Here is a 24,082-nt window from a genome sequence, read left to right as displayed (position 1 = left end):
TTTTATTTTTTCATGGCTGTTGCGGCAAATACCGGAACGCGTCCGTTGTCATTTTCAATAACATCATACATCAAGCAATATGAACCATCCCTATCTGGACCCCTCCTTTCTGGTTTCCTGGTCCCGGCTTACGCCGGAGGCCATCAGGCCGGACATCACGGAAGCCATCTCCCGCGCCAAAGAGAATATCCGGACCATTTGCGACCAGCCGCTGGAGTCCCTGACTTATGAAAGCACCTTCGGCGCTCTGGAAAAGGCCTCCGAGGATCTGCACCTGGGCTGGGGCCGCATCATGCACCTGGACTCCGTCAATGACGAACCCGCCCAGAGGGAGGCCATCGGGGAAATGCTGCCGGAAGTGGTGGCTTTCTCCTCCTCCGTGCCGTTGAACCCGCGCCTGTGGACGGTGCTGAAAGCCGCGGCCTCCTGTGACTGGGTGAAAAGCCTTTCCCCCGTCAGGCAGCGTTTCATCCAGGAAACGCTGGCGGACTTCCGCGAGAGCGGGGCGGACCTGCCGGACGACGTGAAGCCGGAATATGCGGAGATAGAAGCCCAGCTCTCCCTGAAGACCAAGAAATTCGCGGAAAACGTGCTGGACTCCACCAACGCCTGGGAACTCATTGTGGAAGATGAAGCGGAACTTTCCGGGCTGCCGGATTCCGCGAAGGAAGCCGCCCGCCTGGATGCCCTGGCCAACGGCCACGGCACGGAAGAAGCCCCCCGCTGGCGCTTCACCCAGAAATTTACCTCCCTCCAGCCTGTCATGCAGTTTGCGGACTCGGACAGCCTGCGCCGCCGCATGTGGGAGGGCTCCTGTTCCATCGGGAAGGGCGGAGAATACGATAATGAAGCCCTTATCGCTGAAATCCTGGAACTGAGGGACAGGAAAGCCCATTTGCTGGGGTACGGCTGCTTTGCGGATTACGCCACTTCCCGCCGCATGGCCGGGAGCGGAGCCAACGCCCTGAAATTCATCAACGACCTGCATGACAGGGTGAAGCCCTCTTTCCTGAAGGACATGGAAGCCGTTCGCAGGTACAAGGAGGAAAAAACAGGAAAACCCGTGGAAAAGCTCTCCCCGTGGGAAACCGGATACTGGTCTGAAAAACGCCGCCGCGAATTGTACGCTTTTGACGAGGAAGACCTGCGCCCGTATTACTCCGTGGAAAAAGTCATGGAAGGGCTCTTTTCCATCTACTCCGGCCTGTACGGCATCACGGTCACGCCGCGTCCCACGGTGGCGTTCAAGCCCGGTGAATCCGGGGAAGCGCCGGAAGGCGCGGTGGAGGTGTGGCATCCGGACGTCCTGTTCTATGAATTGCATGATGCGGAAAGCGGGGAACACCTGGGTTCCTTTTATGCGGACTGGCATCCGAGGGACTCCAAGCGCGCCGGAGCGTGGATGAACTACCTGAGCGTAGGGGAACCTCCGCACGGCGGAAAACCCCGCGTTCCCCATCTGGGTCTCATGGTCGGCAACATGACCAAGCCCGTAGGGGACAAGCCCGCGCTGCTGTCCCACCGGGAGGTGGAAACCATCTTCCATGAATTCGGCCACCTGCTGCACCAGCTCCTTTCCGATGTGGAAGTGAAGTCCCTGTCGGGCACCAACGTTGCCTGGGACTTTGTGGAACTGCCCTCCCAGATTAATGAAAACTGGTGTTGGGAGCGTGAATCCGTGGACCTCTTCGCCGCCCACTATGAAACGGGTGAAAAAATACCGGACGAACTGTTCTCCAAAATGCGCGCCGCCCGCAATTATATGAGCGGCACGGATTTCATGCGCCAGCTCTGCTTTGGCAAGCTGGATCTGGAGCTTCACGTAAACTGGCCTCAGTACAAGGGTGTTCCGCTGGAAGAAACGGATGAACGCATTCTGGCGGATTACCGGGTGCCGATGACGGACCGCGGCCCTTCCGTGGCGCGCCGCCTGACCCACATCTTCGCGGATCCCACGGGTTATGCTTCCGGTTATTACTCCTACAAATGGGCGGAGGTGCTGGAAGCGGACGCTTTCAGCCGCTTCCTGAAAGAAGGAGTGCTGAATCCCCGAACCGGGCGCGACTTCCGCCGCTGCATCCTCAGCAAGGGCAACAGCAAGCCTGCCGCTGAACTCTACCGCGACTTCATGGGCCGTGATCCGGACGCGGAAGCGCTGCTTGTCAAATCCGGCGTTCTTTAACCTCTCTACCCATATTATCTGCACAATCCTTATGCCTGAACAAAAGAGACTCTCCCTCGCCGGTATCGGGTGCGGTTCCCGTACGCGCACCTACATGAAGCTGGCCATGGAACAAAAAAAACGCTACCGCATTGCCGCCGCGGCGGATCCCGTCAAACAGCGCACGGAAGCCGTTCGTGACTTTGCCCCGGAGGAGGAACGGGATTCCGTCCGCCTGTTCAAGGATGCCGCTTCCCTGCTGGCGGAACCGCGCCTGGCGGACGTGGCCATCATCGGCACGCAGGACGACTACCATTACGCTCCGTGCAGGAAGGCCATGGAGCTGGGCTATCATGTCCTGCTGGAAAAGCCCATCGCCAAGACGCTGAAAGAAGCGCTGGAGCTGAGGGATACGGCGCGCCTGCTGAAGCGCCGCGTGGCCGTGTGCCACGTGCTGCGCTACACCCAGTTTTACCGGACCCTGAAAAAAATCATCGACAGCGGGGAAATCGGGGAAGTCATCACCTTCAATGCCAATGAAGGCGTGGGGGCGTGGCACTTTGCCCACTCCTTCGTGCGCGGACACTGGGGCAACAGCAAAACCTCCACTCCCATGATCGTTGCCAAATGCTGCCATGACATGGATATCCTCTACTGGCTCATGGGCCGGCGTAAATGCCTTTCCGTCGCCAGCTTCGGGGAGCTTACCTTCTTTACGAAAAAGACGCTCTCCTCACCCCGGCCGGAACGCTGCACGGAGTGGACCACCCCGGTGGGGGAAGACCCCTGGGACGCCCGCAAATACGCCACGGACGACGAATGCAAACGCTGGCTGGGCATGGTGTATGACCGGGCGCAGGAAGCTACCGCGGAGGAAATCTGCGAATGGCTGAAAACCTCCCCGTGGGGCAGGGACTACCTCCAGTGCGACAATGACCAGCCGGACCATCAGGTTTCCATCATGCGCTTTGAGGGAGGCTTGACAGGCACGTTCACGATGACGGCTTTCGAACAGGGGCGCCACATTGAAGTGTATGGCACCAAAGGCAAAATCCGAGCCGGAGTCTTCTACAAGGAAAACGGCCCCGGTGAAATAACCGTGACGCCCCACTTTGGCGGGAAAACCCGCGTGGTGGAGCTGGAGGAACTGGCCGGAGGCTACCAAGGGCACGGCGGCGGCGACTGGGGATTGATTGAGGCTCTGTATGATGACATGCTGACGGTGCCCTCTCCGGAGGATATGACCACTTCCATTGAGGAATCCGCCCATTCCCATGTGATGGCCTTTGCCACGGAACACGCCCGGCTGAGCGGGCAGGTGGTGGATGTTGCTGACTTCGAACGCAAGGTCGCGGAAGGCATCCTGAATTATTGATGCGGTTTTCCTCCTTGAGGGAGAGGAAAAGGCGCAGGCGTCCAAAATGCCTGCGCCTTTTTGTATATAAAATTCTATCCTTTTTTAGGCGGATTTAGAATCCGCATTGCGAATGCAAAGGATGAAAAATTTTCGGTACAAAAAATAATCCGGTCATTGGCATTTCAGTTCATCATGTATGTAATGCGTTAATAATTAATCTAAAAATTATTTTCATTGAGAGAGGCTTTGTTTTTCCTCCTTTTTGTGTTTCCATAATGGACGGAGGGGACAATTCGTTTTCTTTCCCGTTCGGGACTGGAGGAAAAAACATGGTAACAGATTCATTTATCTACATTTTTTGATTCTTTTATGTTGACACCGGATTCTAAATCCGATATGGAACGGATTGTTATGAGAAAAACATTGTGTCTCTTGGCGGTTTTGGCGTTGGTTCCTATGGTTCATGCTTCTTCGTTTTCCATTGACCTGTCCCCGACGGGTTCTGGGACTACAGGTGTTTCTTCTTCCGGGATCACTCCTCAAAACGTCTTCGGTTATAATGTCGGGGAATGGCACGGGACTTGGGAAAGCAGTAGTTTAAGTGGTCAGGTAGGGTTTGACGAAGGAGTCCTCAGGTTGCAAATCGGAGCCGTGGCCTCCAATAATGCCGGAGGAAATTTTGCCGGACTCAAATTTGACATGCCGTCTGGGGCGGCTTCCGCCTCCCTGCAGTTTGATATTGCCAAAACTTCTTCTTGGGGTGGTTCCCTTGGGAATTTTGAATGCAAATATATTTGCAATGTTTATGGTTTCTCGGATGATGGAGAATCTACGGTCATAGGAACGTGGACATTGGAAAACGCCAAGACGAACCTGACGAACACTCCCTCTTCCTTTTCCATTAGCTTGGATTTGAGCGGAACGGATGAATATGCGTCTTATGGATTGATATTCAACTCTATGGAAACGTCAACATTGGGAGCTGGCGCTGGAATGGCCGCTGATATTACCAATATACGCCTTTTGGGAGAAGTTGTTCCGGAACCGGCTACGGCCTCTCTGGGACTTCTTGGCCTGGGCGCCCTTCTTCTGCGCCGCCGCAGAAACTGATGACGGTCATACAGGTGATTGACCGGACAGGCTGTGTCCAAGCCGGTTTTGTGCGAAGGGGGGATGGTTCATCCCCTCTTTTTTATCCGTTTTCCACGCAGTTTTTTCTGGTTTGATGGACAGGGACGGATAAAATGGCGGACGGTATTTATGGTTAAGGTGTTTTTCAAGAGGGCAGCCCATTTGCTGACAGCGTTTTTTGCGGGAGGCGTCTGTGTCCTGCAGGCGGCGGAGACGTCCGGCTTCGGCATAGACCTGGGTAATGGTTCCGGAACGGCGCAGGAGGGATGGACCAATGTAACCATGCCAGCAACGGCATCGGGAGGCGCCAATACATTTGTTGCCGTTCCGTTAATCAGGAATGGTGCGGCTTCTTCTTCTTCGTCCGTGGCAGTGGGAAGCCTGTTCGGAAGGCTGGTTTCCCTGACCGTCTCCGCCAGATGCAGTTCTGGAGGTTCTTATACGCTGGCGGAACCCAATACCCGGTATACCTGGTATGAAGGGGGGAAGCACAGGCACAACGGTACGAACGCTGACGCGCCTTCTTCTTTTGAATTCCCCAATGGCTGCGAAGCTTTCAATACCAGCATGCGTCTGAGCGCCAACGGGATGCCGTCCGCCTCCGCCGCGGCCAGGCTTTCCTTCTCCGGATTCCAGGCGGGCAAGGAATATACGGTATCTTTCTTTTGCGGGCACAATGCGCCTGCTTATGAATCCATGACGCTGGTCAGCGGAACTCTGGTGGATGTGCGGGGGCTTCAAAGTTCCATGGGGAGCCTTTCCGGGAATCAATTTTCCGGTCTTTCCAATTCATCGGAACAGGACGCTTATCTGGCTGTGGAGTGGAGGGCCTGTGCGGATGAACAGGGCAGGCTGGTGTTTGATGTGACCAAGGAGGCGGACAGCAGCGCTTCCGGCCGCATGGAACTGAATGCCGTTACCGTCAGTACGGACGATTCCCCGGCTCCGGAAGTTCCGGATCCCCGGCCTGTCAGCGTCTTGCACAATAAGGCGCTCATTTTTCTTCCTTCTTCTCTTGCGTTCCCCGTTCCTTCTTCCACATGGGCGGCTGAAGGCCAGTTAACCTGTGAATTCTGGGTCAGGCCCAATGATGATGCCGTCACGGGAAAAATCATTTCTTTGGGAAATGCGTCTGTTTCCCTGGAACACGGTTGTCTGGCTCTGTCTGCTCCGGATGGGGATTCCGTCGCTTCCGTGAAAGCTGCCGGGAAGGAATTGGCTGCGGGGGAATGGCACCATGTAGCCGTCTCCGTCGGGGAGGAGGTTATCAGTCTGTATGTGGACGGAGGCCTGGCCGTTTCCTCGCCGCGGTCGCCTTACCTGCAGGCCATGAAATCAGGCTGGAAAGGGATTGTGCTGGAGGCGGGGTTCAAGGGTGCTCTGGATGAACTGCGTTTCTGGAATGCGGCTCTGGGCGGGGAGGAAGACGACTTTTTCTTGAACGGACCGTTGCCCCTGTCCCATCCCAGGTATGGGAGGCTGGTGGGCTGCTGGCGTCTGGATGGGGATTTCCGTGATGCCAAGTGGACGGAATTTGCGGAAAAGACAGGGAGCGCCTTTGTGCGCCCTTACCAGGCGGTTGCCCCTGAAGGGACTGAATTTTCCATTGTCACGGATAATGAAACGTTCCGTTACATGCTGGTGACGGCGTATGTGAGGAATGTGCATGTTATTTATGACTGGCCGGCGCGCGCCCATCTCATCAATAATTCCGATTTGATCTACATCAATTCCGTTACGCCGGCCGCGGACGGTTCTCTCAATTTTCAATATCCGGACAATGACGTGACGGAAAGCTCCGGTGTGGTTCTGCTGCCGTCTGACGGGGAATGTTCCAATGTCCTGGACTTCTCCGGGGAAGGGGCTTACATGAACGTGGGCGGAGGTTTGCTGGGCGGCGGCAGTTCCGGAGCGTTTACCGTGGAAGTCCGCATGGCTTTGGACGGAGACGGACAGGAGGCGGTGCTGTTTGAAAATGATAACGTTTCCATGAGGCTGGAATGGAAGGAAGACCATTACAGGGTCCGTACCCAGGCAGGCCCGGATAAAGCCTGGGAGGCGGATTTGCCGCCTGTGGAAGCCGGCAGGTATTTCTGGCTGGCCTTCGTCAGGAATTCTTCTGCGGATACGGCGTCCTTTTATGTGGACGGGGAGGCCGTAAGCACGGCCGCCGCGGATGCGGGGGAAATGGAGGGAACTGCCAATGCCGTCATAGGAAGGAATTTGGATGGCAGAATTGATGAAATGCGCGTGTGGCATGAGGCCCGTGCGGCGGCCCGCCTGGGGGCGGCTGTCCAGCACAGCTGGGGAGACAGGTTGTTGGTGGGCCGCTGGGGGACAAGTGACCAATTTGGCCATGATACAGCTTCCTGGGTGGAACATGTCCGTATCCTCCGCAGGCTGACTGAAGGCGTTTCCGGAATGCGGATACGGCTGGGTGTCTCCGGCGGGAACTGGTCCGCCATGCTGTCTGATGCAAATGCCCGTGAGGCTTTTGCCGAAAATGTGGCGGAAGTGGTACGCAAGCATCAATTGGACGGACTGGATCTGGACTTCGAATGGATTGACCAGAACGATACGGCCGCCTGGAATAATTACGGAGAATTGGCCAGGGCTATCCGGGCGGCTTCCCCGGATATGTTTTTTACCATTTCCCTGCATACCTACTATTACAAATTCCCGGCGGCCTGCATGCGTTATGTGGATTATTTCACGTTCCAGAATTATGGCCCCCAGATTGATGTAAACGGATATAGCAGCATGGTTTCCGCATGCGGAACATACCGTTCATGGGGCTATCCGGACTCCAAGATCATGCTCAGCGCTCCGTTCCAGGGGACTCCGGGCGCGGGGCAGGGCGCCGATATCCGGGCTTACCGGGACATTGTCTCAGCCTGCGCCGGAGTTCGGGAGGATCCTTCTCTGGATTCCGCCAGCTTCAATTATGGCGGAGGCAAGGTTAAGACGCTGCACTTCAATGGTGTGGATACGGTCAGGAAAAAGGCCCGCTACATCAGTGAACAGAAAGTGGCTGGGTTCATGTACTGGGATTTGGGAATGGATGTGGCGGATTCCTCTGGGAAGAACAACTACTTTGACGAATGCTGCCTGCTTCGGGCCGCCAACCGTTATGTTTCCTCCACCGCTTATCCGGATACTCCGGCCCCCTTTGCCCTTTCTTCTGCGGGGGAAACCGTCCCGGCCGGGGGCGGTGCCGTGGCGGTGGAAGTGCAGTCGGAAGAGAAGGCTCTGGGCTGGGTGGTCGCAGATTGTCCGGACTGGATTTCCGCCTCTACCGTTTCGGGAATCGGCCGGACTACAGTCATTTTGACGGCGGCGGAAAACAAATCCGCTGACGGACGGTTCGGGACGGTAATCTTCCGTTCTTCCGACAAACAGGAATGCTCTGTCATCATAACGCAGGATGGCGCCGAATTGACGGGCTACGACAAGTGGGTGCAGGACTCCTTCCCTCCGGATGCTGCCGCGGACCGGACGGCTGCGGATGCCGTTCCTGCCGGGGACGGTATCCCCAACCTGATGAAATACGCCACAGGACAGGATCCGTTGAAACCCTGCGGGAGCGTTACGAAAGTAACGCTGGAAGAGGGGGAGGACGGATGCATGCATCTGGTGCTGCGCTGGCCTGTAAATCCGCAGGCAACGGATGTGAAGCATGAAGTGGAAGCCTCCACGGACCTGGTCGACTGGATTTCCCTGGGAGAAGTGGAAACCGCCGGAAAGACGGCTGCCGAATTTTGGGATGCGGAACCCGTACGGGAAAGCGGGATGGAACGCCGGTTTTTGCGGTTGAAAGTGACTCGGGAATAACTTAGGTACGTCCTTTCTGAAAAAAATTCCGTTCCAGCTTCCGTTTTTTGAGAAATCTATACGGTCCGGCGGGGCATGCCCGGCTGGGGAGCGCCGCGTGCCCGTACCGCAACCGGACGGGCGGCTGTTTGTACAAAATACTCGAATTACAAAAGCATTGCTTCCTTTGAAACAGGCAGGGGCGCTTTAAAAAATCGCGTCCGCTTCGCACGCATTATTTTCTGCCGTCTGCAGAAACCTGTGCCAAAAATTTGTGTTCCACCGCCATTCCGTGGCATTTCCGGAACGGGAAAGGAGCCTATTTCTTCTTCGTGTTGAGTTTTTCCCTTACCCGTTCCACATTGGCAAGAGCGTCTTCATTCCCCAGCTCCGCCGCCCGTTCATACCACTTTTGGGCTTCGGCCAGGTTCTTGGCTACGCCAGTTCCGCGTTCATACATGGAACCCAGGTTGTTCATGCACTTGGCGTCGTCCTGTTCCGCCCCCTTGATGTAAAACTGATAGGCCAGGGCCATATCCTGCGGGGTGCCGAGGCCTTCTTCATGCAAGTAGCCGAGCAGGAAATGCATGCCGGGCACCGCATGCGTCTGGTTCTCTTCCAGATCGGTCAGAATATCCAGCGCCATTTTCGGGTCCGGCTCCAGATCCTCTCCCTTGATGAGCAGGCGCGCCTTCTCCACCAGAGCTTCCGGATCCCTGGTTTCCGCGGCTTTCAGTACATAATCCTTGTACAGTTCCCTGTTCGGCTGCACGCCGATGCCCTGCTCGTAATAGCGGGCCAGCCTCTTGAAACCGCGTACGTCCTCCTTTTTCACCAGGGCGGTGGCTGCCGTCATGGCAGAGGCCAGAAGCTGCTGCCGTTCCGCAGGCTCCTGCACATTCCCTGCCACGGTTTCATAATAATTGGCCAGCTCGTCCAGTGCCGTCAGGCTGCCGAGTTCCACAGCTTGTTCCCAGAACTTCACGGCTTCCGGATTGATGGTTTTCGGGGCCGGGGCCTGGCGTTCCCTGCCGGACGGGGTCATCCAGGGAGGAACGGTTCCGGCATCCGCCGGAATATCTTCCCCCTTACCCTTCTGTTCCGGTTTCCGGAGCCACGGCGGAGTGTTGGCGTCCCCTCCGTTCAGGGTCAGCTTGACCTGCTGGCAGGCGGAAGTGAATCCGTTGTCCAGGGCCGCTGTTTCCCCCGTATTCTGGGGATAGGCCGCCTGGTTGGCCAGGAAAAGCAGGGAGGGGATATGCCCCCGTGCCGCCAGACCGTGCATCATGGCGCTGTAAGGCTGCAGGTTCTCATTGTTGGAACTCCACATGTCCGCCGCATCCACATGGCCTTTCAAGGCTCCCCGGAACATCCAGGAATCCCCCTCGGCCATGCGTTTTTCCAGGCCGAATTCATAAATGAGGGCGCGGCCGAGCACGTACATGCCGCAGGGATCTCCCTGTCCGGCGGAAAGCCGGGCCCAGGCCAGGGCTTCCGGGTAGCCGGATTCTTCGCTCCTGTAACTGAATAACATCAGGTATGCCAGATCCGCCTGGCTGCGGGCGTTCCCCCCCTGAGCTTTTTTACGGAGGGTGGCGGTCAGCTGTTCCCATTGTTCCGGCGTGACGTATTCGGAAATTCCTTTCAGCGTGATGAAATCTCCTGCGGCGGCTTTTGCCAGGCAATCGTTCAGCAGCGTTCTGGCAGGTTCTGCGGACGGTTTGTCCATTAAGTCCGGGTTTTCCATTTGGGCCAGGCGCAGCCTGGCCAGGGGGTGGCCTTCCTCCGCCGCCTGCCTGTACCATACGCGCATATTTTCCCGCGCTTCATGGGCCTTCCCTACGGAATCCAGTGTATTGGCCAGTTCCTCCTTCCACAGCTCGCCCAACTGTACGCTGGAATCTGCGTCCCCAAGCTGAGAGGCCAGCTCAAGCTCCTTATGTGTCTTGGCGTAGGGGGGAAGCTGGTTGAGTTTTTTCTGGGGGAAGGACAGAGGTTCCTTCAGGTATGGCATGCCCCGTTCGTCATGAAGGGACAGCAGATCAAGGGCCGCCTTGCGCAGCTCCTGTTCCTGCGGGGGCTGCGCTTCGGAAATTAACTGGGCGTACCAGGCACAGGCGTTATTGCTGCCCAGTTTCCTGGCCTGCTCGAACAAAGGCTGGAGGAGGGAGCTTTTACCTCCCCCTGTTTTTTCCTTCATGCCGGCGGAGAGGTCCGCCAGCAGAGTTTCCAGATCCCCTCTGGAGCGCAGTTCCGCCAAAAGCTTTCCGGCCTGTGCCGGTGCGGCCCCCTTCGTCAATTCCGCCAGAAGCCGCATGGCCCCCGCGTGCCCCTTTTCCGCAGCCCGGGAAAGGGATTGAATGGCCGTATCCCTCCATCCCCTGCCGTCCTTGCCGTCCAGGGCAAGGGCCAGTTCCCCTATCCGCGCCAGAAGAACCGGTTTGGCGTTTTTCCGGTATTGCTTCAGGGTCTCGATAACGTTGGCGGGATTTTCCTTCAGCCAATCCACTTTGATGAAAGCGAGCTGGGACAGCGCATCCTGGTCGCCGGAAGCGGCCTTCTTTTCCAGGGGGGCCAGGTAGCGTCTCAACTCGGCTTCCGGAAGATCCGTGACGGTGTACAGGGCCGTAACGGCATCCATGTCTCCCTTTTCCGCAAGCTTGCGGCAGGCAGCCAGCCATTCCGCATGTTCCGGTTGCATGGGTTGCGCCTTGAAAATCCCGAAAATCCCGTAAGGATCCGTCATCATGAGCTTGGGTGCCGGATGGCCGGATGCCGTGGCCGCATCACGGAAAAAATGCTGCATATGTTCCAGGCAGGCCAGCGGCAGGTCTCCACGGTTCAGGTAATAAAGCCCCATCCAGTATTCCCCGGCCAGCATATTGGCCCGGAAGTCTCCAGCCGCGGCTTTGTCCAGCACTTCCCCGTACGTCCAGCCGCCGTCCATAGGCAGTTGGGAGAGGTTCCGGACCGGAGCGTATTTCACCTGCCCGGGGGGATTTGCCGCTGCGGCGGACGGAATGTCCTGGCCATAAGCCGGAACGGAAAAAATAAAGGGAATAAGCAAAAGACGGGCTCGCATGGGTCAACTCTTTTCTAGCAGGAAAAACCTCTGCCCTACAAGCGTTTTTCACGTGTCTGAATGTTTAATTATTGGTCATGTCACGTTCTTTTTTAAAGAAAAAAAATGGAGTGGGACCGGGTGGTTCCGAAGACGCGTGCGGAAGCCCGCAAGGCGGAGGAAAATGGCTTCCTGGGAGACGGGATGAATGAAGTGGGCAAGGGATTGGGGATTCCAACCCCGCCGTATTTCTTCATTCCATCAGGTCCGGATTCTTTTGATGAATATCCCCGGAAGATTACCTTTTAGTAAATTCCCTTCAACTTTTCCGGATGATCGCTCAACTGGGAGCGCAGCCGGTTTCTGTCCAGCTTTCCCATGACCGTGAGGGGGATGGGCGTTTCCATGACGGCGCGGATGCGCTGGGGGCCTGGGGCCGACGCATTCCACTCGCGGCAGGCCTGCTTCAGGGGGGCGGCGGAAGGGCCGCAGGCGACCAGTTCCATTCCGGCGCGCGGATGTGGAACTGCCTCCACGACAGCCTCCGGGACGCTGCGGCGCAAAACGTCCTGAACGGCATCCGGATCCACCAGTTCCCCCAGGACTTTGACAAGTCTGTCCGCCCGGCGCAGAAAGGTCAGCAAACGCCCTTCCAGGCGCACCAGGTCGCGGGTGCTCCACCACTCCTGCGGAGCGACTCTTTCCAGAAGGAACCCTCCATGAGCCTGCGTCAACAGGCGGCCGAACAATTTGCCTTTCCCCTGGAAGCGCAGGAGGCCGCCTTTGTCCGTCTGAGCTTCCCAATGGGGCAGAAGGGAAAGGCGGTCCGTATGGAAGGAATCTCCGGGAAGGGCCGTGGCTAATTGGGAGCCGGCTTCCGTCATGCCGTAGCTCTGCACTACGGGCCAGCCAAGGGTGCGTGCTTTCCGTCCCGTCTCCGTGTCCAGCGCGCCGCCGCCTACGATAATGCACCCGGCGGTGGAAGGCGCGCGGAGGCCGAGGCTGACCAGATCCACTACCTGCGTGGGGACCAGGGAGGACCATCTGGCTCCGGAACTTTTCATCAGGTCGGCATAAGCCTGCGGGCACCACTTTCCGCGGAGCGTATGGACGGCGGTTCCGGCCAGGGCCGCGCGCAGGTAAATCATGGCGCCCCCCACATGCCATACAGGCAGCGGGCAGCACCAGTCCCCGCTTTCCGCATGTAAATGTTCCAATGCCCCACGCGCGCATATGTCCAGGGCGCGGCGGGTAAACAAAATGGCTTTGGGCGGAGAACCGGAAGAGCCGGAGGTGGCGAAGGCTGTGATTCCGTCCATGCCCCGGAGGGAAAGAAAGGCGGCGGCCTCTTCCGCCCAGCCCCTCAAATGGGGCGGGGCCATCACGCAGGGGCCGTTGCCGCGGTCCCAAGGCAGGGGTGTTCCGGTGGCGGGCATGGCGGCGGCAGTTTACCGGAGGGCTTTTCTGCGCAGGGTGTGCCAGCGTTCCTCCATGCGGGGCTTCAAATGATGCTCAATCCATGCATAGGCTGCTTCCAGGCCGCCCGCTTTGAAAGTGCGGCCTATCTCCGCTTCCACGCCTGTGGCGTTGCCGGTGCGGCGCAGAAAATCATTGCTGGTGAATTCTACGAAAAGCTTGCCGTTGATCGCTCCTTCCTCCGCCAGAATCCATTCCCTGACGTACAACGCCAAAATGGCGTCCCCTACCCATGCCTCTGCGCGGAGGCGTTCTTCTGTAGCCTTGTCCATATGATGGTTCATGAAAATCTGGCAATGGCGGTTTTCCTTCCCAGAGGATCCCTGATGGGAGGCGGAGGCACGCCGGGGGCCTTGTCTCCGGAGGGGGAAGCCGGTTGGCGGTTTTCCCGCGGGAGCTCCGGCAGGTTGTCCGCGGGGGAGGCGGGAGCTCCCGGCATTGGCGGATTTTCCTTGTTGCCCTGTGGCGCAGGCGTGGCTCCCGGAACCAGGGGCACGTCCAGCACTCTGTCTTGGGCCGCGCGGCGGTTGGCGGCGTCCTTGGCTTCCAGAGACTTGCGGAGTACCGTTTCCGATTCCGAATTCCAGTACCCGGAATCCAGTTCAATATAAATATTGGAGTAAGGCAGGGATGTCTTGGTTTTAATGACCAGAACGTTGAATTGCCTGGCCGCGTCTTCGATCAGGGAATTGATCGTACGGCTCATCAGTTCAAAATGCTGGCGCCCAGGAAGCATTTTATTGATATTGTTGCGGTAGCGCTTAATGCCGGGAGCATAGTCCTCCGTAACGCTGCGCAGCTCCGAGCTGATCATGATGCGGGGCACCACGTGGGCTTCCTCTTCCAGCATATTCAGCACATCCAGGAGTACTTCGTCCGACGTCTTGTCGGAAACCATGGTTCTGATGCCGGTTCCCGTGTAGGCGGGAAAGGAGGATTCCGCGATGACAATCCAGTTCCTGGCCCCCACGATTGCCAGGTTTTTATATAACTGCTCCTTCCATTCCCGCTCTGCCGGGTTGGCGTCCTGGCAGCCGCTGAGCAGGCTGATGATGCATATGGGCAGGATGAGTCGGGTCATGGGTGGGACCCCGCCTTGCGGGGCTGGAAAATGGGCTAGAATTTATGGGACCGGGGTTCGCGGCAGGCACTGGGGCAGCGGCCTTGTTCCGTAGCGAACGGCGCTCCCTGGGTGGGAGCCGCCTCCGTAAAGGCGACGCCCGGCAGTTCAGTAGGTACGCCTTGAACAGGGAAATCCTTTCGCAGAGGGAAATAAGGATAACCTTCCCACATCAAAATGCGGCGCAAATCAGGATGACCTGAGAACTTGATGCCCATCAGGTCCCATGCTTCACGTTCGTGCCAGTTGGCGGACTGGAAAATTTCCGTGACGCTGGGCACTTCTTCGCCATCGTCCACCTTCGTCTTGAGGCTCAGGTTCGCTCCCGTTTCCGACTGTGTCAGCGTGTAGTTGACTTCAAAGCGGGGGCTTTCCCCCATATTGTCCACGGAAGAAAGGTTAACCAGCATATCAAACCCGGCGGAATCCCGTAGCCAGCGGACAACATCCGCCACGGCTTGGCGCGCGACGGTCAGCGTAATATCTCCGCGGAATTCGTAGCGGTCCGTGATGATGTCTTTCCCAAAGCGGTTTTGGGCGTTGTCTGCGGCGGTTTTAATCTGTGATTCTAGAGAAAGCATGGAGAAAAAATGGTAAAAGTGAACGGAAGAAACGTTTGAAAAAACTTATTCAAGGGGCATTTCCGTGTTGACCGGGACGGGAGCGTTGGCTTCGCGAGGTTCTTCCTTCTTGAAGAAAGTGCGTGCGGGCTGCTGGGTATCCAGCTTCTTGCGCAGGGTGAGCAGGGCTTCCAGAATAGCCTCCGGACGGGGCGGGCAACCGGAAATGTAAACGTCCACGGGAAGAATCTTGTCCACGCCTTGGAGTACGGAATAGGAGCGGAACATGCCGCCGGTGGAAGCGCACGCGCCCATGGCGATGCACCATTTGGGTTCCGGCATCTGGTCCCAGATGCGGCGGACGGCCAGGGCCATTTTATAAGTGACGGTGCCGGCTACAATCATCACGTCCGCCTGGCGGGGGGAAAAACGTGTCACTTCCGAGCCGAAGCGGGAAAGGTCATACCGGGAACAGGCCACGGCCATGAACTCAATGGCGCAGCAGGAAAGACCCATCGGCATGGGCCAAAGGGAATTTTTACGAATCCAGTTGATGGCGGCGTCCAGGGTGGTATAGACAAAATTGCCTTCCGCATTGGAGTCCAGTACTCCCGTTTCGTAAATATTCGGTTCGTTCGTGGTGACCATGATAACAGATGATTCTTGCTGAAGCCAGATTAGCGAGATGCCTTCAACTCTCAAGCCTTAATTTGGTTCAGCCATGATTTTCTGCGGCCTGTTCCGGCCCTGTTTTCTGGCATTCCGGGAGGGGGGATGAATAAACCCGCACAGGGTTTCCCCCGTGCGGGTTTTTTATCCAACTATATTACCTATGAAACTCAGAACTCCCCATAATGGGCGGCGGTCTCTCTACCTCCCGCCGCCCGGTTTGTTGCTGATGCAGGTTAGAGTCCCGGACAGGAGCATCCGTTCAAAAAGAAGAAATTTGTATGACAAAAATCCGGGTATATATTTTAAAATGATTGATAATAAATAAATTATATAGCTATTCCCTTTCAGGGAGATACGGGGTAGGGGCTTCATTTCTTTGTGGCGCCTGTGAGGAAAATGGCGGAGCGGAACGGACGGAGAGGCCGTTTACGTTTTTCCCGTTCCTGAAGGCGCGGATGGAGAGGTGCGCGATCAGCCAGAGGCCCAAAGTAATACAGGCTACAAGAGCTGGCGGGCTTTCCGTAATATCCCATAAAAATAGAATAACCAGTTCTGCAGTCAGTAAAAAAAGCCCCATGAAACGCCAGTACGGTGATTCTCCCTTATGCTTGGCGCGAGGAGAAAAATCAGCAAGAAGGGACGGGATATCCAGCAGGAAAACGAGAAAATCAAGCATGGTATTTGTTATGATAAACCGGGAAAACAAATATAGGGTTCTCTTTATTCATTTTATTTGTTCGGCATCCGGCAGTCAAGAGGCGGCTATCTGTAAATAGTCCTGGTACAGTTTCGTCCATGGCTGGCGACTGTCCCGTTGACGGTGATTTTCTTCATGTACCTTCGTTCCTGGCGGTCGTAGCCGCATTCCAAGATGGTCGCTCCGTCTCGGCTGGTGAAGCTCGCCGCGCGGTTGGCTGCGTAGGAGAGTTCTTAGGCCAATTCCTGTGCCGTCTTGCGGTTACCGATGTTGTCGCAGCTGTAACCGTAGGAGGGGACGGCATCCAGGCCATCATAGCTCAGGCTGCTGGAGACAAGCATGATTTCTCTCGGAGAAGCAATTTTATCATATACAAATTCTTCTTGATACGAATCAATCTATGTTACTGTTTAATTTTTTTCTTAATTCATTATAAATATTTTCATGTATTTTATATTTGTTTTGAATTTCTTTTATCAAATGTTTGATTGTCGTCCGTTCCAGATGATTAATTTGTAAAGAACCAATCTTTTTTTCTATCATATCTATTTTTTTGAGCAATTCGCAATCTGATATCGACATGATTTTCATAAACAATTCCAAATCATTAATTTTGTATATATCCAATAAATATGAAATTAAATAGAGTACATCTGATTTATTATCATTTAAATTATTTACGTAATTAATAATTTTTTCCTTGGCGGAAACAGCAGAACTTGGATCCTCTATGCCGTTGCATAAGGTATTTTTTGATTTTATTTGATTAACATGATTTTTCATAGAGGAAAGATTGAACCATTTGTGATGGTTCAATCTTTCTATCTCCGCCAATAGCATAATATGATATAAAGCTCCCTTTTGAGATTTAAAAAAATCTTTCAAAGGATTTTCATTTAAAACAGTATATAAAATAATAGGAAATTCGGAAGAGTGTGAAAAAGTGGATTTTTCATCCGTGCAGCTCTGCAATGTGACAATCATTTTTTCGCAAAAAATTGCATATTCATTAAATTTTTGATTATCTCCATAAACTATTGTTGATGTGAAAATAATAGGAATTATTATATATTTTGACATAATATGATTTTTTAGATTTCGAAAGTTTCGTCGTATACCGGATGGCGATATATTGTTGCAATAAATCTTAATTCATAACAATTTCGTGAAGATGTATAAAATTGAATAGGCATTTATAAATTTTTTCTCTGTCTCCTGCGTTTGTCTTGCGGTTGCCGATGTTATCGTAGCTGTAGCCGTAGGGGGCGGCGCTCAGGGTGGCGGCGGTGAGTTCGTTTCTGCCGTTGTAGCTGAAGCTGTCGCTGCGGGCAGGCTCCATACCCCCCACTGCGTGCGGGCAGTCGGGCATTCTAAGGGGGCATTATAGCTCTGATACAGGAGTGTCAATTCTTCCAATCAATTCCGTTGCCATAAGTCCATAAATTATAAATCATCATTTCTCTCCAATTTCCTATTTTGGACCATTGCATATCAATTTTTTTATCATTCAGATAACATGTTATATTGTCATTATCACATGAAGCTTCTATTTTGGAAATACGGTATTCTTCATTATTCAGCTCGGTAAGCTGATTTTTACGATCAAAAAATGTTAATACAATCTTTTGATTTTTTTTCTCATACAAGGCTGAGGCAACTCCGCATGGTAAGACATATGATTTTTTTTCCTTATCCAAAAAGAACATAATAGCTCTGTCTTGGAAAGAATCGTGTTTGATTATTACACTAGATATTCCCCATTCATTATGAACAGGTTTCCATAATTCATTGTACCATTGGTGGCACAAATACATGGTTTGTCCGATTTTCAAAACTTGATATGTATAAATTGCTGCATCTCGACCACCAAACATACAAAAACTTGGAACAGGCTTTCCAGTTTGCTGATCTATCTGAATAACATCATATGATCTACCTACTACATTGTCTTTTTTGAATTTGATAACTCCAGATGTCACTATTTGAATATTTTTCCAAGCTTCAAATCTATCCCGATAATATGGTATCTGTGTGTATCTTGTGGTATCATTTAAATTTTTATTAGTATCTATGAATTTTATTATAGGAAAATCTTGAAATAAATCTGCGGATTGAACGATCTGTTTCAAAGTTTCTATATTGTCTTGTGCTTGGGTTATATTTATTATGGTGCTGAATATTAATATATTGAAGATATTTTTCATGTTTTGTTAATCTAATGTTTTATGCCTTTTATTACATTTAGAAATACAATAGTCAGTAGAAAATTTAACTATTCCTTTTCCTAAATCATTTTTTAAAAATACTTTTGCATACTCTCCCATGGCTACGCATAATTCAAAACAACTTGAGAATGTCTTTTTCTTTAGCGTTTGATATCGTGTAGCAGCTTCATAAAATTGTTGATATGCAACTTTTTCATCTCTTTTGATATAAACAAAATCAATTATATCTTTAATTGAAGAAATTTTTACTCCGGGAATTTTTGTTCCAGGAGTTACTTTATAAAGTTTAGACACTTTTTTACTAAAATCTTTTGCATATCTAATATTGCTTGCCGCTTGATTAGCACTATTAGCTTCCTTAAAAGCGTTCATGGATTCTGAAACTGTATTATTTAAAATTTTGTCATTTATTTTCAATCCTGTTGTTTCACAAATGTATATGTCTGTTCCTTCTAAAGTTTGATCATAAACATATCCAAGAAATTCTTTATCTTTTTTCTTATCTTCTAACCCCAAAGCATCAAACTTATCTTGAGGGCTGTTCCCTACGAACGCATAAAAATTCCATCCTCCCTGTTCAGCGATGGGATCCCTATTGATCCACCTGCCGTCTTTGGGGTTGTAAAAGCGGTAATTATAATAGGCCAGGGTGGGTTCTTCGTCGTGCATCTCGCCGGACCACTGTACGGGTTGGACGAGGTTGCCTGTGCTGCCAACTATCCCATAGGGCGAGTAGTCGTAAGCCGCCGCGATCGTTCCCTGTGCGTCGAAGACCTCCGACACATTCTTGTTGAAGTCCATGCCGTAGCAGTACAGGGAAGCGCCCTGCGCGAGGGCCAGGGGGCGGGTGGCCACCGGTTCCAGAGGATCCCACAACAGCGTGCGAAGCACGTTACGGTTGTCCAGCATATCCAATGCCGCTATTTGTAAATAGCCGCGGTATAGATAGCGTTCGTGGCTGGCGACCGTGCCGTTTTGGGTCACTTTCTTCATGTAGCGGCGTCCCTGGTAATCGTAGCCGCATTCCACGACTGTCGCGCCGTCCCGGCTGGTGAAGCTCACCGCGCGGTTGGCCGCGTTGTACACGGCCGTCCAGATGCCCGTTGACGTCTTGATGAGGGTCTGGTTGCCCGAGGCGTCGTACGTCGGCACAAAAGGAGCTTCCCCGCTTTCTTCAATGCCGGTGTACTGGTTGAGCCCGTTGGCCGCGTAGGCGAGTTCTTCGGCCGGTTCCCGTGCCGTCTTGCGGTTGCCGATGTTGTCGTAGCTGTAGCCGTAGGGGGCGGCGCCCAGGGTAGCGGCGGTGAGTTCGTTTCTGCCGTTGTAGCTGAAGCTGTCGCTGCGGGCGGGTTCCGTTCCACGCTGCTGGGTGCGGGTGACCGGGCGTCCCAGGGCATCGTAGCCCTGGCTGCGGGAGACCAGCACGGTTTCCCCCAGGCGGCAGTTGATTGCCGTGACCAGGTTGCGGCGCTGTTCATAGGCAAGTTCCCGGACGATGCCGTCGGGCATCGCAAGGCTGGAGAGCAGGCTGCTTCCTGCCAGGTAGCCGTAGGCGAAGCTTTGCTCCGTTCCCCCGTGCCTGATTCCGGCGCTGGCCAGCCTTCCGTCGGTTTCATAGCCCTGGCTGGCTTCCTGGAGGACGTCGGTTCCCTGTTTCAGGGTATAGCCGGAGGAGCGTCCGTAAGTGTCGTAGTGTTCCTGGAGCTGGTAAGAGCTCCCTCCGATGGTGATGCTGTCGGTGTCCGGTTCGTTGCAGGGGGTGTACGTGAGGACGCGCGAGCCGGAGGCGTCCGTGACCTGGGTCAGCTGGTTGAGGTGGTTGTAGGCGTACTGGATGCCGGGCGTGGAGTCGCTGTAGGAGACGGAGTTGTTGACCCCCTTCTTCAGGTTGTAGCCCCAGGTGGTGACCACCCCCCGCGCGTCCATGAGCGTGGATTTGAAGTTCAGGGCATTGTAGGCGGTGTCTTCATGGGTGCCGTCCGCCCAGGTTTTGCGGATGAGCAGGCCCGTGGCGTCATCGTAGCTCCACGTAGTGACGTCCCCGTCCGTGCGTCCCGTGGGGTCGGCGGTGATGTCGCCCGCGTCCTCCCGGAACGTGGTGAGGCTTATCATCCTGTCCGCCTCGTCATAGCCGAAGAGCAGGGGCTGGGCCCTCGTTCCCCATTGCGCCGTGTTGCGGCCCCGGAGGTCGTAGCCGTAGCAGGTCGTGTTGCCCAGGGCGTTGGTGACGACGGCAGGCTGGTCAAACCAGGGGCCGTAGGCGGTAGAAGTCGTGTTGCCCGCCGCGTCCGTCACCGAGATCGTGCGCCCGGTAAGGTCGGTGTGCGTCGTGACCGTGTTGCCCCGGCCGTCCGTGCTGGCGTAGATGACGCCGGTTTCCGTGTAGGCGCGGGTATGCGTGGCCGTGACGCCCGCATGGTCCGTTTGCGAGATGATAAAACCGTCGATGACCGTAGCGGCGGCCGTGATGTCGGAGGTGGGGATGCTGCTTTTCTGCGTCCGGACGGCGCCCGGACCGTATTCGCTCCATTGTTCGGAAGCGTTTCCCCTGGGGTCGATGGAAATGACTTTGCTTTCCAGCGTGGACGAGAGGGAGGAAGCCAGCGTTTTCTGCGTTTCGTTATAGGTCGTTCCCCGGCTGTTGTTCCTGGTCGCCGTAACAACGCGGTATACTTCATCCTGGGCCTGTTCCACGCCGTAGCTCCACGTGGTGATGCGCGAGTTGGATGTCGTGGCCGGATCGGCGAGTTTCCAGGTTTCTTTCGTTTTGTTGCCGAAGGCGTCGTATTCCCACAGGGTCGGGGCCATCGTCGTGGCCGCATTGCCCGCGTCCGTCTGCGTTTTGGTGAGCTGCCCCCTGGCGTTGTAGGTGTTCCTCGTGTAAATGACGCCACCGGTGGTGTTGGGGACGCCCGTGCGCAGGGTTTCCCCGGCTCCGTTGACAATGCTGCGCTGCAGCTCGGTTTGCGTTTCCCCGGAGACGGCTTTCGTGAAGGTCCGCACACCGTCGCTGACCAGGTCGATGGCGTAGATGACGTGCCGCTGCCCCGTGCCGGATTCTTCCATCACCGTTCCGTCCGGCGCGCTGCGCGTGATGAATGTAGCCCCGGAAGGGACGGTTTGCGTGACCGTCAAGCCGTCCTGGCTGTAGGCGTAGGTAGTGACCCGGCCCAGGACGTCCGTGGTGGAGGTTGTTCTGCCAAGAAGGTCGTAGGTGGCGCTTTCCCGCGTGGTCATCGCCCCCGTGTCTTGACGCGTGGAGAGTACGCGCCCTGCCGCATCCCGGACGTAGGTGGTGATGGTTTCCGGCGTGATGACGGTTTCCCCGTCCATCACGGCGGAACGCGTGACTTCCACCAGTTGGCGCGCCGTGTCGTAGGCGTAGTCCGTCCTGATGCCGTTTTCATCGATTTCCCACAGCAGGCCTCCGTCGCACATCAGTTCGCGTTCCGTGAGCCGGCCGTTGCCCGCCGTCCGCTTCACCCACCGGTTCTGCGTGTCAAATTCGTAGACGGCGCTGCCCGTGAGCGCCCATTGCCCGGTGGAAAGCAGGAGGTAGTTTTCTTCCCTGACGCGCTGCCCTTCCGCCGTGATCCAGGTGACGGCGCGCGTGCTTTGTCCCGGCACGGCTTCTCCGTTGATGCGCGTTTCCACCGTTTCCGTGTAGAGGGCGCCGTGCTCCGTCGTGGCCGCGTAGTCGTGCCACGTTTGCACGCCGTCGAGGTCCCGGCTGAACCGCGTGCGTCCGCGGGCATGGATGTTGGCGGCTCCGGCCAGCCATTGTTCCTCCGCCGTCAGGCGCGTGCCCGTCACGCCCAGTCCGGTGACCCGCCGTTCCGTTCTTTTGATGTGGTTGGCCGTCGTGTATTTCCAGGTGGTGGATGTCAGCGTTTTGACGTGTCCTTCCAGCGGAAGCAGGTCTGCCGTTTCCGTGGCGGGTTCGTTGCTGAAGTCGGCTTCTCCCGAACAGGCGTAGGTGTAGCGCGTGATGCGCCTGCCGCTTTCCGCCCACGGTTCGTCCCGGCTGAGCAGGCGGCCGTAGAGGTCATAGGCGTAATGAGTCTGGCTGCCGCCCGGGGCCGTTTCCGTTCTGAGCCGTCCGCACTGGTCGTAGGCGTATTGCGTGGTTTGCTCCTCCGGGCTTCCGTAGCCTTCCGCCAGCGTGAGCAGCAGGTCGCCCACGTCCGTGGTCTGGTAGATGGCGCAGGTGCGCGCCGCCACGATTCCGTTTTTGGAGATTTCCGTGACCAGCTGCCAGACCGAGTTTTCCGGTTCCAGCTCCGTGCGCGTGCGGAGGGTCGTGAGGGCGTCTTCCCCCGTGCCCTGCCGCATGTTCCACGCCAGGCCGTCGTTCCACCAGGTGACGGCGTAGGGCTGCCTGGCAGGCGCCTGTTCCGTGATGGTGAACTTTTCCTCAGCATCCAGGGAAAGAATAAATGTTTTCAAGGGAGCGCCCGTAACGGTATAAAATCCCTGTTCGTCCGTTCCGGTGATTTGCCCAGGGGTATAGAGCGCGATGGTGTAGCCCGTGGAGGTGACGTTTTCCACGTTGAGCAGGCCGTCCCACAGGTTCCAGATTTGCCTCAGCGAGCCGTCTCCGGCATGCCTGACGTCCAGATAGGATGACGCGTTGGAGATGACCTGCCTGTCCGTGGTGGTGTAGGAGAGGAGCGTTCCCGTTTCCGCCGAGAAGAGGTATTGGCTGCCGTCTTCCACCACCCAGCGCAGGCAGGATTGTCCTTCCACCGTGGCCAGCGCCGCACGCCCTCCGCCCGACGTGTCCACCCCGATGGGCAGCACGGACCCGTCCGTGTAGCAGCGCATGGCAATCACCCGGTCTCCCTGCACCAGGTTGAACCGCACTCCCGGCGCAATGCCCCCTTCCGGCACGTCCAGACGGCTGTTCAGGGGATGGTTGTAGGCCAGCGAGGAGGGGCTTTCCAGGCCGGAGACGTTTTGTTCAGCCCTCAGTTCCACCCTTCCGGCCGGAAGGCCCCCAAGTCCACGGAACGCTCCGAAGTTGCAGGACCAGTACATCAGCGTGGCCGTGCTTTCCGCCGTCACGCTGCACCCCGCCGAGCTGTAGTTTCCCAGGGCGCCGCTTTCCATGCCCGCCTCAGGGCACGACCGGGCCTGCGGCGGGGAGGGCGGCGTTCCGCCGCTGTTGTCGCACGTGTCTCCCTCGCAGGGACACGGTTCGGGTTCTTTCCTGCCCCCCGGTTCCGTCGGCACCACGTCGATGCTGTAGTTGCAGATGGAGGTGTTGCCGCTTGCCGGATTGTAGTCGATGTTGGTCTGGCTGACTTCCCAGCTGTAGGTGCCGGAGGGGAGCTGCGCCCCGCCAGTCCCCGTGTGGTATTTGTGCCCGCCCTGTTCGCCCGCCGTCTGCGGGTTTTCTTTCAGATCCACCTGCGCCACCACGTTGCCGCCGGAGTCCTTTACTTCCAGGCTTCCCCAGTCGTCCACCCCAAGGAAGAGCGAGCAGGTGCCGTAGAGCTTTTTTCCCCCCTCCCCTTCCGGGATGGTGAATGTCCCGTGCGCGCTGTGCCCGTCCGCCGACGTGCTCGGCGGCCCCACGGTTCTTTCCCCATGGATCCGGATCGCTTCAAACGGTAGCGGATCGGGCTCCGGAGCTGCCTCCATGCCCCGCCTGCCGACGCTGCCGCCGGCTCCAAAGTACCATTTCCGGTAAGCGGGAACGGCAGAACGATGAGGGGGATTCATCAGGTATTAAGAGTTAGTATTGATAATGAAATTAGAAGAGAACAACCCTCTATTATTATTTTCGTAGTAGCATTATTCAGATTTAGCG

The 24,082-nt window shown here is 55.6% G+C and carries 15 protein-coding genes; 4 read left to right on the top strand and 11 right to left on the bottom strand.

The window, feature by feature from the left end; all coding sequences use genetic code 11:
* Positions 1–79 precede the first annotated feature (79 nt).
* The 4 genes from AMUC_RS11555 (at position 80) to AMUC_RS11540 (ending at position 8,480) form a co-directional block, all read left to right on the top strand.
* Positions 80–2,182 carry a M3 family metallopeptidase gene (locus tag AMUC_RS11555; RefSeq protein ID WP_012421188.1) on the top strand — a complete coding sequence of 701 codons (2,103 nt, stop codon included), beginning with the start codon at positions 80–82 and terminating at the stop codon, positions 2,180–2,182.
* A gap of 31 nt (positions 2,183–2,213) precedes the next feature.
* Complete coding sequence (locus AMUC_RS11550) at positions 2,214–3,536, top strand: Gfo/Idh/MocA family protein (RefSeq protein ID WP_012421187.1); 1,323 nt, start codon at positions 2,214–2,216, stop codon at positions 3,534–3,536.
* A 633-nt stretch (positions 3,537–4,169) separates the two neighbouring features.
* The gene (locus tag AMUC_RS12740; protein ID WP_157738297.1) at positions 4,170–4,628 is read left to right on the top strand and encodes a PEP-CTERM sorting domain-containing protein; all 459 of its coding nucleotides are present in this window, start codon (positions 4,170–4,172) and stop codon (positions 4,626–4,628) included.
* 150 nt (positions 4,629–4,778) lie between these two features.
* Positions 4,779–8,480 carry a LamG-like jellyroll fold domain-containing protein gene (locus tag AMUC_RS11540; protein WP_012421185.1) on the top strand — a complete coding sequence of 1,234 codons (3,702 nt, stop codon included), beginning with the start codon at positions 4,779–4,781 and terminating at the stop codon, positions 8,478–8,480.
* Between the two features lie 298 nt (positions 8,481–8,778).
* Here the strand turns inward: AMUC_RS11540 and AMUC_RS11535 are convergent, their stop codons facing one another.
* The 11 genes from AMUC_RS11535 to AMUC_RS11480 form a co-directional block, all read right to left on the bottom strand.
* Positions 8,779–11,541, bottom strand: coding sequence for a tetratricopeptide repeat protein (locus AMUC_RS11535; RefSeq protein ID WP_012421184.1), 2,763 nt, complete (start codon positions 11,539–11,541; stop codon positions 8,779–8,781).
* A 284-nt stretch (positions 11,542–11,825) separates the two neighbouring features.
* Positions 11,826–12,956, bottom strand: coding sequence for an AMP-binding protein (locus tag AMUC_RS12250; RefSeq protein WP_012421182.1), 1,131 nt, complete (start codon positions 12,954–12,956; stop codon positions 11,826–11,828).
* Positions 12,957–12,968: 12 nt separating this feature from the next.
* Entirely contained in the window at positions 12,969–13,268 is a 300-nt protein-coding gene (locus AMUC_RS11520; protein ID WP_035196850.1) for a ribonuclease III domain-containing protein, read from the bottom strand.
* Positions 13,269–13,276: 8 nt separating this feature from the next.
* Entirely contained in the window at positions 13,277–14,077 is an 801-nt protein-coding gene (locus tag AMUC_RS11515) for a hypothetical protein (RefSeq protein ID WP_012421180.1), read from the bottom strand.
* A gap of 35 nt (positions 14,078–14,112) precedes the next feature.
* Positions 14,113–14,697: an NADH-quinone oxidoreductase subunit C gene (locus AMUC_RS11510; protein ID WP_012421179.1), complete on the bottom strand. Its 585-nt coding sequence runs from the start codon at positions 14,695–14,697 to the stop codon at positions 14,113–14,115.
* 45 nt (positions 14,698–14,742) lie between these two features.
* Positions 14,743–15,324, bottom strand: a complete 582-nt coding sequence (gene nuoB, locus AMUC_RS11505) for an NADH-quinone oxidoreductase subunit NuoB (protein ID WP_012421178.1) — start codon at positions 15,322–15,324, stop codon at positions 14,743–14,745.
* Between the two features lie 358 nt (positions 15,325–15,682).
* Positions 15,683–16,024 carry a hypothetical protein gene (locus AMUC_RS11500; protein ID WP_094137864.1) on the bottom strand — a complete coding sequence of 114 codons (342 nt, stop codon included), beginning with the start codon at positions 16,022–16,024 and terminating at the stop codon, positions 15,683–15,685.
* 414 nt (positions 16,025–16,438) lie between these two features.
* The gene (locus tag AMUC_RS11495) at positions 16,439–17,125 is read right to left on the bottom strand and encodes a hypothetical protein (protein WP_012421177.1); all 687 of its coding nucleotides are present in this window, start codon (positions 17,123–17,125) and stop codon (positions 16,439–16,441) included.
* A gap of 67 nt (positions 17,126–17,192) precedes the next feature.
* A complete protein-coding gene (locus AMUC_RS11490; RefSeq protein WP_012421176.1) occupies positions 17,193–17,414 on the bottom strand; it encodes a hypothetical protein in 222 nt (73 codons plus the stop codon).
* Between the two features lie 34 nt (positions 17,415–17,448).
* Positions 17,449–18,249, bottom strand: coding sequence for a hypothetical protein (locus AMUC_RS11485; RefSeq protein ID WP_012421175.1), 801 nt, complete (start codon positions 18,247–18,249; stop codon positions 17,449–17,451).
* Between the two features lie 6 nt (positions 18,250–18,255).
* Positions 18,256–23,994: an RHS repeat domain-containing protein gene (locus tag AMUC_RS11480; protein ID WP_012421174.1), complete on the bottom strand. Its 5,739-nt coding sequence runs from the start codon at positions 23,992–23,994 to the stop codon at positions 18,256–18,258.
* Positions 23,995–24,082: the final 88 nt, after the last annotated feature.

It is taken from the genome of Akkermansia muciniphila ATCC BAA-835 (assembly GCF_000020225.1).
Classification (GTDB): Bacteria; Verrucomicrobiota; Verrucomicrobiia; order Verrucomicrobiales; family Akkermansiaceae; genus Akkermansia; species Akkermansia muciniphila.
The sequence above is the reverse complement of the archived record's forward strand: the minus strand, read 5'-3'. Positions and strand labels throughout refer to the sequence as shown.

Bases quoted from the DNA above. Each gene is read 5' to 3' on its own strand.
- AMUC_RS11540 (WP_012421185.1), top strand. From the start codon at position 4,779: ATGGTTAAGGTGTTTTTCAAGAGGGCAGCCCATTTGCTGACAGCGTTT.
- AMUC_RS12250 (WP_012421182.1), bottom strand. From the start codon at position 12,956: ATGCCCGCCACCGGAACACCCCTGCCTTGGGACCGCGGCAACGGCCCC.
- nuoB (WP_012421178.1), bottom strand. From the start codon at position 15,324: ATGGTCACCACGAACGAACCGAATATTTACGAAACGGGAGTACTGGAC.
- AMUC_RS11485 (WP_012421175.1), bottom strand. From the start codon at position 18,249: ATGAAAAATATCTTCAATATATTAATATTCAGCACCATAATAAATATA.
- AMUC_RS11555 (WP_012421188.1), top strand. From the start codon at position 80: ATGAACCATCCCTATCTGGACCCCTCCTTTCTGGTTTCCTGGTCCCGG.
- AMUC_RS11510 (WP_012421179.1), bottom strand. From the start codon at position 14,697: ATGCTTTCTCTAGAATCACAGATTAAAACCGCCGCAGACAACGCCCAA.
- AMUC_RS11550 (WP_012421187.1), top strand. From the start codon at position 2,214: ATGCCTGAACAAAAGAGACTCTCCCTCGCCGGTATCGGGTGCGGTTCC.
- AMUC_RS11535 (WP_012421184.1), bottom strand. From the start codon at position 11,541: ATGCGAGCCCGTCTTTTGCTTATTCCCTTTATTTTTTCCGTTCCGGCT.
- AMUC_RS11500 (WP_094137864.1), bottom strand. From the start codon at position 16,024: ATGCTTGATTTTCTCGTTTTCCTGCTGGATATCCCGTCCCTTCTTGCT.
- AMUC_RS11515 (WP_012421180.1), bottom strand. From the start codon at position 14,077: ATGACCCGACTCATCCTGCCCATATGCATCATCAGCCTGCTCAGCGGC.
- AMUC_RS11495 (WP_012421177.1), bottom strand. From the start codon at position 17,125: ATGTCAAAATATATAATAATTCCTATTATTTTCACATCAACAATAGTT.
- AMUC_RS11520 (WP_035196850.1), bottom strand. From the start codon at position 13,268: ATGGACAAGGCTACAGAAGAACGCCTCCGCGCAGAGGCATGGGTAGGG.
- AMUC_RS11480 (WP_012421174.1), bottom strand. From the start codon at position 23,994: ATGAATCCCCCTCATCGTTCTGCCGTTCCCGCTTACCGGAAATGGTAC.
- AMUC_RS11490 (WP_012421176.1), bottom strand. From the start codon at position 17,414: ATGCCCGACTGCCCGCACGCAGTGGGGGGTATGGAGCCTGCCCGCAGC.